At 59.5% G+C, this 10,126-nt stretch carries 7 protein-coding genes; 5 read left to right on the forward strand and 2 right to left on the reverse strand.

The annotated features are described in order from the left end of the window. Window positions 1–45 precede the first annotated feature (45 nt). Window positions 46–1,017, forward strand: coding sequence for a polyprenyl synthetase family protein (locus FYJ63_RS02005; protein ID WP_338106784.1), 972 nt, complete (start codon window positions 46–48; stop codon window positions 1,015–1,017). A gap of 80 nt (window positions 1,018–1,097) precedes the next feature. Here the strand turns inward: FYJ63_RS02005 and FYJ63_RS02010 are convergent, their stop codons facing one another. Then, window positions 1,098–1,958, reverse strand: coding sequence for an SDR family oxidoreductase (locus FYJ63_RS02010; RefSeq protein ID WP_154543295.1), 861 nt, complete (start codon window positions 1,956–1,958; stop codon window positions 1,098–1,100). Window positions 1,959–2,038: 80 nt separating this feature from the next. Between FYJ63_RS02010 and lepB the strand changes: the two genes are divergently transcribed. Continuing rightward, complete coding sequence (lepB, locus tag FYJ63_RS02015; RefSeq protein ID WP_420846007.1) at window positions 2,039–2,824, forward strand: signal peptidase I; 786 nt, start codon at window positions 2,039–2,041, stop codon at window positions 2,822–2,824. A 65-nt stretch (window positions 2,825–2,889) separates the two neighbouring features. On the opposite strand, the gene FYJ63_RS02020 is transcribed toward lepB, so the two are convergent. After that, entirely contained in the window at window positions 2,890–3,735 is an 846-nt protein-coding gene (locus FYJ63_RS02020; RefSeq protein ID WP_338106783.1) for a M48 family metalloprotease, read from the reverse strand. A gap of 689 nt (window positions 3,736–4,424) precedes the next feature. On the opposite strand from FYJ63_RS02020, the gene FYJ63_RS02025 reads away from it, so the two are divergent. The 3 genes from FYJ63_RS02025 to FYJ63_RS02035 all read left to right on the forward strand — a co-directional run bounded on the left by FYJ63_RS02025 (window position 4,425) and on the right by FYJ63_RS02035 (window position 9,557). Further along, window positions 4,425–5,465 carry an adenosine deaminase gene (locus FYJ63_RS02025; protein WP_154543297.1) on the forward strand — a complete coding sequence of 347 codons (1,041 nt, stop codon included), beginning with the start codon at window positions 4,425–4,427 and terminating at the stop codon, window positions 5,463–5,465. Window positions 5,466–5,603: 138 nt separating this feature from the next. Then, window positions 5,604–8,132, forward strand: coding sequence for a hypothetical protein (locus tag FYJ63_RS02030; RefSeq protein WP_154543299.1), 2,529 nt, complete (start codon window positions 5,604–5,606; stop codon window positions 8,130–8,132). Between the two features lie 9 nt (window positions 8,133–8,141). Continuing rightward, a complete protein-coding gene (locus FYJ63_RS02035) occupies window positions 8,142–9,557 on the forward strand; it encodes a UDP-N-acetylmuramate dehydrogenase (protein WP_154543301.1) in 1,416 nt (471 codons plus the stop codon). The last annotated feature ends 569 nt before the right edge of the window (window positions 9,558–10,126 follow it).

Below are 10,126 nucleotides of genomic sequence, written 5' to 3' on the forward strand. Positions count from 1 at the left end.
TCCTCGCGTGAGGAGGCTGATTCGCGCGAGGCCTTAGAAACGCGGATTCGCGCCGGTTTGGAGGCGGTCGAAACGCGGCTGACCGCGGAAACCAGCACCTTGGATTTTGAGACCACGGATCTGGTGTCCCATCTGAGGTCTGCCGGTGGGAAACGGATGCGCCCCGTTTTGACGCTCCTGGCAGCGATGCTGGGCGAAACAGGTGACAGTTTCAGCGCTGACGTTATCAACGGCGCGGTTGCTGTCGAGCTCACCCACTTGGCGTCGCTCTACCACGATGATTTGATGGATGACGCAACCGTGCGCCGCGGGGTGGAAGCGGCGCATCTGAAGTGGAACAACACGCTCGCGGTGATGGCCGGTGACCTGATTTTTGCCCGCTCGTCTCGGATTATTTCGACGCTCGGTCCGCGGTTGGTGGCCCAGCACGCTACGACTTTCGAGCGGTTGTGTCTGGGACAAATGCACGACATTTTTGGGCCATCTGAGGCCGACGATCCGATTGAGTTCTATATCGGGGTGCTGCGGGAGAAAACAGGCGCGTTGATTGGAACTGCGGCCCATTACGGGGCCGTGTTGGCCAGATGTTCTGAGGACGTGGTCGCGGCCGTGACCGATTTTGGGGAGGATCTCGGGGTGGCCTTCCAGATTGCCGATGATGTTTTAGATCTCCAAGCGACAGTCGGGCAATCCGGAAAAACTCCCGGCGCGGATTTGCGTGACGGGACGAAGACTTTGCCGGTGCTTTTACTTGAGAAACGTGCCAGCGAGGGGACGGCTTCGGCCTCCGATGCGATGCTGCTTCTCGACATCCAGGACCTGGAGGGTACCGATGACGACGAGTTGCTTGCGAAGACCGTCGAGAGGTTGGCTCTACATGAAGTGACAGCGCAAACCGTTGAGCTCGCGTCCCAGTGGGTTGACCGCGCGGTCGCCCACCTGGAAGGAATTCCCGAAAGTGCAGTAAAATCTGCTCTCGTCGATTTCGCCCACCTCCAAATCAACCGCCTGAAGTAGTCCGGAGGGAGGGCGCGGGCGCACTCAGAGGAGCTTCGCCTACGAAGGCCAATCGTGGCCTTCGTTTAACGGCTACTGCTCTACTTACGACCGGTGAAATCGTCCATGGTGTCGGCGACGCCGAAGAATTCCACAATGGCGTCCATGAAAGGAACGGGGAAAGCCTGCAAAATCTGGACGAGACGTACAATCGGGGGATGCACCTTGAACTGGGTGCCCTTCTCAATCGCGTCCAAAACCTGGCGGGCCACTTGCTCCGGCGTCAAAATCGGTAGCACCAGCGGGAACTTCGTCTTGACCCCCTCAAACATGCCGGTCGAAATGTAATACGGACAATACAGCAAGGTATGCACCCGCGACCCCATGTGGCGCAGCTCCTGACGTAGTGACTGGGCAAAACCCACCGCCCCAAACTTCGAGCCGTTGTAATCGGACTGACGCGGCACTCCGACGAGACCCGCCGCTGAGGCAATCGTCACGACCGAGCCGCGGTCGCGGGCAATCATCCCCGGCAGGAACTGGCGCACCATCCGGTAGTGGGAAATCGTGTTGACCTCGAAAGACCGCTGGACCTCGGCTCCGGTCGTCTCCAAGAAAGGCTTGCCGGTGACGATTCCCGCATTGTTGATTAGAATATCCACCCGCCCGTACTCGTCCAAGACCTCGCGGGCCGCCGCCACGACTGCATCCTCGTTAGTGACATCAACGGTGTAGGCCGAAGCGCGAATCTGGCGACCAGATCCGGCTTCACCAAGGGCCATCTCGGAAATCTCGGCAGCAGTTTGCTCGGCCGCCTCCCCGTTCAAATCCCACACCACGACGGCTTTCGCCCCGCGGCGGGCTGCCCCCAAAGCCATCAACCTGCCGATACCGGATCCCGCTCCGGTAATCAACACGACTGCGCCCTTGACCGGCGCCTTCTTCGGTTTAAAGAACAACATATTCCGCTCCTTTGCGTTCGAATACCTGAAATTCTAACGCCGAAGCGCGCAGCTTGCCCCGTAAACGATAGAATCGGGGAGTGAATGAAAGTTTGAGCGAGGCCACGGGAGAGATACCGGCGAGAAAAAGCCGGAAATCCGCGAAAGAAAAGAACCAGTCTCCCTGGTGGAAAGACGTTATCATCGGCGTTCTTATCACAATTGTCCTCACAACTTTCGTCAAAGCCTTCATGTTCCAGCAGTTCAAGATTCCTTCCGAATCGATGGAGAATACCCTCCAGCGCGGTGACCAGATAGTGGTCTCGGAGATGAAGAACTTCCAGCCGGTCCGTCGCGGTGACATCGTGGTTTTCGAGGATCGCTATGACTGGCTGCCCGTAGAGTATAAGGACGACAATCCGACCGGTTTCGACGCGACCGCGGTGGGGCAGGCCGTGGACAAGGGGCTGCGCTTCTTGCGGATTCGCCCCGAATACGCCGGCGGCTATCTCGTCAAGAGGGTCATCGGGGTGGGCGGCGATGAGGTGAGTTGCTGTAACGAGAAGAACCAAGTCGTCGTCAACGGGGTGGCGCTTAATGAGCCGTACCTCAAAGACGGGCTCGACTCGATGCCGTTCCCTTTCGATGTGACGGTTCCGCAAGGGAAATACTGGGTGATGGGCGATAACCGCGACAATTCGGGAGATTCTCGGTATCACCAAGACGATTTGAACCAGGGATTCGTCGATGAAAACCAGGTGGTGGGCCGCGCCTTGTTGCGATATTTCCCGCTCGCACGCTGGCAGACTTTCCACAATCCCGGACTCGACAAACTTCCCGAAGCGTCCTCGAAACCGAATCCTCCGAAAGCGGGATCCTCGAAATAAGCGGGTCTTCTTGCGGAGACGGGGTCTGCGCGGTTGGGACTTATCTTGTCCCGCTTGGTGCCGGTTTAGTAGCCGGCCATCTTTTCAAGGCGGCGGATCCGCTCGTCCATCGGCGGGTGGGTAGAGAATAGATTGCGGACATTGAAGGGATTCGCAATCATCATCGAAGCCACTGTTTGGCGCTCGGGACTTGAAGCCAGTGGACGGCGCGCAATGCCGGTTTCGAGTTTCTTCAGAGCCGAAGCCAAAGCCAGTGGGTCATTCGCGAGCCTGGCTCCGTCCTCATCGGCATCGAACTCGCGGGTTCTAGAGATTGAGAACTGAATCAAGGTGGCAGCAAACGGGGCGACCAGGGCTAGCAAAATCCCTGTCCCTCCGTCTTCGCGGTCCCGCCCGCCAAAGAAGAAGGCGAACTGGGCAATCGAGGTTATAACACCGGCGATTCCTGCTGCCACCGAAGAGGTCAGAATATCGCGGTTGTAGACGTGAGAAAGCTCGTGGCCGAGCACGGCGCGCAGTTCGCGCAGTTCCAGAAGATCCATGATGCCCTCGGTGACGCAAACCGCAGCGTGCTCCGGGTCGCGTCCAGTGGCGAAGGCGTTGGGGGTCTTGGTCGGGGCGATGTAGAGGGCGGGCATGGGTTGTCCGGCCTGTTGGGAGAGGCTTTCAACAATTTGGTAAAGCTCGGGGGCTTCGGCTTGAGTAATGGGGCGCGCCTGCATGGAGCGCAGCGCGATCTTGTCGGAGTTCCAATAACCGACAACGGTTTGAACCAGGGCGATAGCGCCGAAAACGAGAATCCAGAACCGGTTTCCAGTTCCGCCGGCGATAAGCGCTCCGACGATAAGGAGGACCATCCACAGCAAGCCGATAAGTGCAGCCGTTTTCAACCCGTTGTAATGATTTCTCACAAATTCATGCTAGCAGCCAATTCCCTTTGCTGCTCGGCGAAATCATCGTCCCAAAGTACGATTTTCCGCATCCTTTCCCCTATCCGTCATGCTCCACGTTCGCTCTGTAGGTCGGGCTCGCGTCGCGGTCGGTGCATTTCTCTTGCCGGTTCGGGCTTGCGTCGCGCGGGAGGGGCTCTTGCAGCCAGCGAGGGAGTTTTTATTAGGTGCTTCGCGGACGACGGCTAATTGCCGTCGTTTGATCCGCTCCGCCAGTTACGCGGTGGCTCACTCGCGCTCCGCGCGATGCCACCGCGCCCACATTGTGTCGGCGTCGCTTCGCTCCCCGCCACAATAGGGCCCTTTCTCAAACGGTGCTTCGCCGGAAACGCTTTCGCGTTTCTTATTCGGCTCCGCCGTTTTACGCGGCGGCTCGTGTTGCCGCCGCGCCCCGCTGCTGCGAGCCCTCCCGAACGCTCCGCATCGCCCTAGTGAGTGGGTTACGTAACGTGATCGTTCACTAGGGGCCGAGCGGTCGTCCCCCAAGCGGCTCCGAGACCCACAAACCGGAAGTGAATGCGACGCGAGCACGAACCTGACCCGACCGACGGCCAAGCGGCTCCGAAGCACAAAGTAACCAATACCGAGCGTCCGCGGACAACAGCCGGCAGAGGGGTGATCACGCGGCTTTACGCGTAAGATTAAGGACGATGGAAAAGAGACGAGACCTAGCGAAGCTGCCGAAAGCGCATCTCCACCTGCACTTCACCGGCGCCATGCGCCCCGCGACCCTCCTGGAACTGGCAAAAGAGCAGGGCGCGCGCCTCCCAAAATTCATGGGCGAAGGCGACCCGCTCCATGTTCCGGCTGATGAACGCGGCTGGTTTCGGTTCCAGCGCTCCTACGATCTCGCCCGCGCCTTGGTGAACTCCGAAGCCATCATGCGGCGGATTATCCGCGAGGCTGCCGAAGACGATGCTAGGGAGGGTTCCCGCCGTCTCGAAATCCAGGTTGACCCCACTTCCTACGCCCCCCACGTGGGCGGTCTCACGCCGGCTCTCGAGATTATCCTTGACGAAGCCCGCGCCACGACTCGAGAGACCGGCGTGGAAGTCGGGGTCATTGTAGCGGCCTCCCGCACCCGCAACCCGCTTGACGCCCGGACTCTCGCCAGGCTCGCTGCCCACTATGCGGGAGACCAGCCCGGAGAAGTCATCGGTTTCGGTCTTTCAAATGACGAGCGCGCTGGAGTGACCGCCGAGTTCGCCCCGGCCTTCAAAATCGCCAAGCGCGGCGGGCTCACCCTGGTCCCCCACGGAGGCGAACTGCTCGGGCCGGCACACGTCCGCGAGGTGGTGCGCGATCTGCACCCGAATCGTCTCGGCCACGGGGTGCGACTCGCGGAGGATCCTGAGCTTCTGAAACGCGTTATCGACAAGAACATTGCTCTAGAAGTCTGTCCCGCCTCCAACGTGTCGCTCGGGGTTTACGCGACCCTCCAGGACGTCCCCCTTGCTGAATTGGCAAAAGCCGGCGCCACCATCGCGCTCGGGGCGGACGATCCGTTGCTGTTTTTGTCCCGACTGTTGGATCAATACGAAAGCGCTCGCGAGGATCACGGTTTCACCGATTCTGAGCTCGCAGATCTCGCCCGTGCCTCTGTTCGCGCCTCCCTAGCATCGCCCGACACCAAGAAAAAACTCCAAGAAGACATCGATAGTTGGCTAAACAGCTCGCCAACTAAAGAATAGGCGATAAAATAGGGCATGTTACCCTGGACTCCTGGATGGCGGGTTTCTTGACCGGTAACAGTGATACCGTGGGCGGCATCAAAGAACCGCGGCCGGTAACGCAAGCCCCGGCACTAGACCACCGACAAGGAGTGAACAGTGTTTTCAGATTGGTTAATGGCCCCCTCCAACGTGGTGACGTGGTCAATCCAACTGTTCGCTAAATGGGGGCCGGTTCCTTTCGCAATGATTATCATCGTAATCCTGGCGGTAATGCGCCCTCATGTGCCTCGTGCCGTGCCGATGCATCACCGGCGAGCCATCAACCAGATGCAGTGGACCTACCCTATTGCTATTGTCTTGGCGATTCTCGCGGTCATGGAGACACCGGCAGTCTTGGCCTATATGAATTCTGCGGGTCTTGTCTCGGATATTATCGCGAACTACATGTCTACTATCGTGGTTTTGATCGTTGGGATTTCGTTCCTGATTCCCTTTTTCTTCAGCGTCCACGTGTGGTTTCCCCGACCGATAGACTGGTTCCCGAATCGCGGCTGGAAAGTGTCCCCGCGGATTCGCCTGCGAGCTTGGGCCTTCGTGATTTTGGTGTGGTTCCTAACAGAAATAGCCCTCGTCGTGGGAGGGGTTTTCTTCAAGCCGCCTTCGTCTTCAGTATCAGCAGATGAGATTCTGCAAACGACCTTCTATTACACCATCGAGGGCGTTTTCTTTATCCTCTTGTCTCTCTATATTCAATATCGTATTTCGTGGCGCGCCCCCATCCCCGGGGTTCCCCTGGCGATAGACATGGCACGGCGGCGTCTCGACCTCGGTCACGTCCAACAGGCTTCCACCATTTTCCTTGGCGCAGGGGTCTCACGCTGTATTCAGTTCCTAGCCCAGCTCCAATACGAGTCGGCGCCTTTCTGGATTTCGGCTTTCTCTTTCGTTCTGAGCTGGACGATATCTCTCGGAACCCTCATCCTGGGGATACTCCCGAGCTGGTTCTTGGTTCAACACCTCGATCCGGCCCAGAAAGTCATGCACAACCTGGAAGAACGGGTCTTGTCCTCCAAGCGAGAGCCCGATCTTTTCAGTCTCGAGAATTTCCGTAAGGTGCTCGGCTGGGATGAGGACGAAATCATCACGGGTTCAATCCCTAAACCGCCGCGAAACTATTTGTGGGCTATTCTGACTGACCGGCCCACCCGTGAGGATCTCACCGGACCCGGCACCGGTTCCGCTCCCGAGGAGGTCTTTTCCGCCTATGTTTATATGGCCAAAGTCGCGGACCGTGCGGGGGTGCCGCTGTCGGTAGAGGAGATGGAGGGACTGTCCGAGATTCGCCAGGCCATGCGGGAGCTGGTGGAACGGCGGGTGACTCTGAACGAGGGTGTGGCTTCTAACTTGGTGCCGGTTGCTCCCGAGACGGGGACTTGGGGACGCAGCCTCGATTTTGCCAAGGGGTTCATTCCCGGGGTCGCCGTTGCTGACAGCGCCGAAGGGGAAAACGAAGCGGGCGAGGAAGATGTCGATGAGGGCTTGCGGAATTTGCTCGGCCAAACCGAAGCCACTACCGCCGTGGGCTTGGATCAGCAAACGATTGCTGCCTGGGAGAACTACGACGAACAAAAGGAACTTGAAAAAGCCGAACAGGCCCAGCGCGAAGCCATGGAGCAATATGCCCTAGAAGTGTACGGATATGACCCCTACGGGATGGGTGGCCTTGAGGGAGTCGATGGTTACGGCTACGGTTACGGCTACGAGGAATTCGAGTACCCTTACTCCGGAGGCCTCGGGGGCGCTGACGGCTACGGTTACGGCGGCTATGACTACGGCGAGTATGGGGGCTACGACCCTTACGGATATCCCGCTGAGGCCTACGGTAACACTTACGGGTATTACGGGTATGGAGCCGGATACGGTGACCCCTACGCCGGAGAATACGGCTACGGGGGTGGGTCTCCGGATCCCTCTGGGGGTTACTACGGCGCGGAAGCTGGTTGGGGCGGATTGGGCGCTGACTGGGGTGGCGCCGGTTGGGGCAGCGCCACCGGCGCGGATGCCGCTGCAACGGCTTATAGAGAGAACGCCCAGCCTTACGGTTATCTGGGCGGCCCCAGGGGATACTTGGAATCCGGACGAGTCGGCGGGACTGGGGCGGCTCCGCAGAATCCGACCGGTACTCCTTCTCCGGCCAATCCGGAAATGCCCTACGTGGGACCGGCCTGGGATGGTCAATTCCCGTTGACTCCGGTTGATGCGAATTCACCGGTCAATTGGAGTGCGCCGGTTGATGCGAACGCTCCTGCAGATTGGCAATCCCTTGTTGACCCCTCCGCCACGTCAACCGCATACCCGTTTGTTGACCCCTCCGCTGTAGCCGCTTACCCCCTTGCTGACCCCAACGCTCCGTTGAACCCTTACGCCCCCACGGATTCTTACGCACCGGCTGGCTCCTACGCACCGGCTGGCTCCTACGCACCGGCCGGCTCCTACGCACCGGCTGGCTCCTACGCACCGGCTGGCTCCTACTCGGCGGACGGCCCGGACGAGACTATCGACCCGCGGACCGTCTACCCGACGGGCTACGCGAAGCCACCGCAGCCGAGAACGCCGGCGTCGGGAAGCCGCGATGACTCTGGCCATGATTACAACTACGACCACGGCGAGATTTTGCCGGAATAATGAGGAAAAGTGGATTTAGCTAGCTCCGCCAAAAACCTTTCTGAACTGTGTACCTTCCGGGTCGGAGGGGCGATAAAACGGTTCTACCAGTCCACCGATACCGCCGATTTGACCGCGGCTGTAGCCCTAGCGGACCGGTCAAAAGTTCCGCTTCTGTTCCTCGGCGGGGGCTCCAACACGCTGCCGCGCGACGAGGGATTCGACGGCATGGTCATCAAAGACGCGCGTAACTCGGTTGTCGTTGTCACTGATCCGGAGGATTTGACGATTTCTTGGCGGGACAGTTGCCATCCGGACAACCTCCCCAATCCGAATAGTATCGGAGCCAACTCCGCTATCGTTCGCGCCGACGCGGGAGTAATGTGGGATGACCTGGTGAAATATGCGGTTTCGCAAGGGTTTTCCGGAATCGAAGCGCTGTCCGGAATCCCCGGGACGGTCGGAGCCGCGCCGGTGCAGAACATCGGCGCCTACGGCGCCGAGATTGGGGACGTCATTATCGGTTTGACAGCCTGGGATCGGGTGCGGAGCAAGATTTGTTACCTGGCGCGGCGGGATATGGCCTTCGGGTATCGGGATTCGATTTTGAAGAGGTCACGGGTAGCGCTCGGGGGAGCGACCGGACGTTGGATTGTTTTGGGGGTTGACCTGGAGTTACAGCGCTCAACGGAGTCGTCTCCCGTGGCCTATTCCCAGCTCGCCGCGGCTTTGGGGGTGGAACTCGGGGAGCGGGCGCCCCTGGAAGCAGTGCGGGCGGCAGTTTTGGAACTGCGGCGCGGCAAGGGTATGGTCCTGGATGCTGCCGACCATGACACCTGGTCGGCGGGGTCTTTCTTCACCAACCCGATTGTTCCGGCAGACTCGCCGATTTTGCGTGGTCTACCCGCGGAAGCGCCGCGATGGGAGGTGGCGCGGCCGCGGAGCTATGAAGAAATTATGGCCGCGATGATGCCGTCGGTGTGGCGGAAAAACAGCGGTATTTCGGGGGAGAATGGCTCTGCGGGTGGCTCCGTTGGCGAGACCGGCTCGGCTGGGCTGGAGAGAGAGACTGGGTTGAAGTCGAGGTCATCTGCGGGTATGGCTAGTGCGGCGGAACCACATTGCTCGGAGGATGACGGTCGCCTGACAGCTACGGATGATTGCCCGACTGAGATTGTGGGTTCAGCGAAGGGTGCGGTAGATGCTGGTTCGGCGAAGGATGTCGCCGTGAAGTTGTCGGCGGCTTGGCTGATTGAGCATTCCGGAGTTCCGAAGGGATTCGCTTTGCCCGAGTCGGGGGCGGGGGTCTCCACGAAGCACGTTTTAGCGCTGACGAACCGCGGGGGAGCGAGCGCCGCCGAAATTCGTGCTTTGGCGGACTACGTCGTCTCGCGGGTTCGCGAAACCTTCGAAGTCGAGCTTGTCCCCGAGCCGGTGATTCTGTAGTTACCGGTGGGGACGGGCCAAACTGGTAAATTTACCAGTTTGGCCCGTCCCCACCGGTAAAAAGCTTGCGGTGAGGGAGCGAAACCCGTGCGGGACTCGCGGAAGTGTGCACGAATGTACGGCGTAGCCGGTTAGGCAGAGGTTTGTCGGCAGGGCGTTTAAGTGTTTGCGCTGGTCTTGGCGTTTTGGGATTTCGGGAGACTAGGCTCGGTGGGCTTAGACCGTACATTCGTGCACGCTCCTGAGTCGAACACACCCCTGATCCGAAACTGAAGAAATCCGAGCATTACTTTTCAAAGGAGCCTCACAAACCGGGCATTTCGCTCGGTCTGCGTCGTTGTGCTTGCAACACAGGCTTGTTGCGCTGGTGTCGGCGGCTACGCCGCCTCAACAACTTCCTTGGCCTCGGAAATGCCGGGCGCTTCGCGCCACTGCGTTTTTGGGGTTAAAGGACAAATTGTGTGTCTGGCCGGTTAGTCCCAGGTGTTGTTGTAGGGGGTGGTGTGGTGGAGTTCGTTCCAGATGATTCCGTCGCCCCATCCGGGGAGGCTTCGCCTGGTGATGTGCTG

This window comes from Mobiluncus porci (assembly GCF_009695935.1).
Taxonomy (GTDB): domain Bacteria; phylum Actinomycetota; class Actinomycetes; order Actinomycetales; family Actinomycetaceae; genus Mobiluncus; species Mobiluncus porci.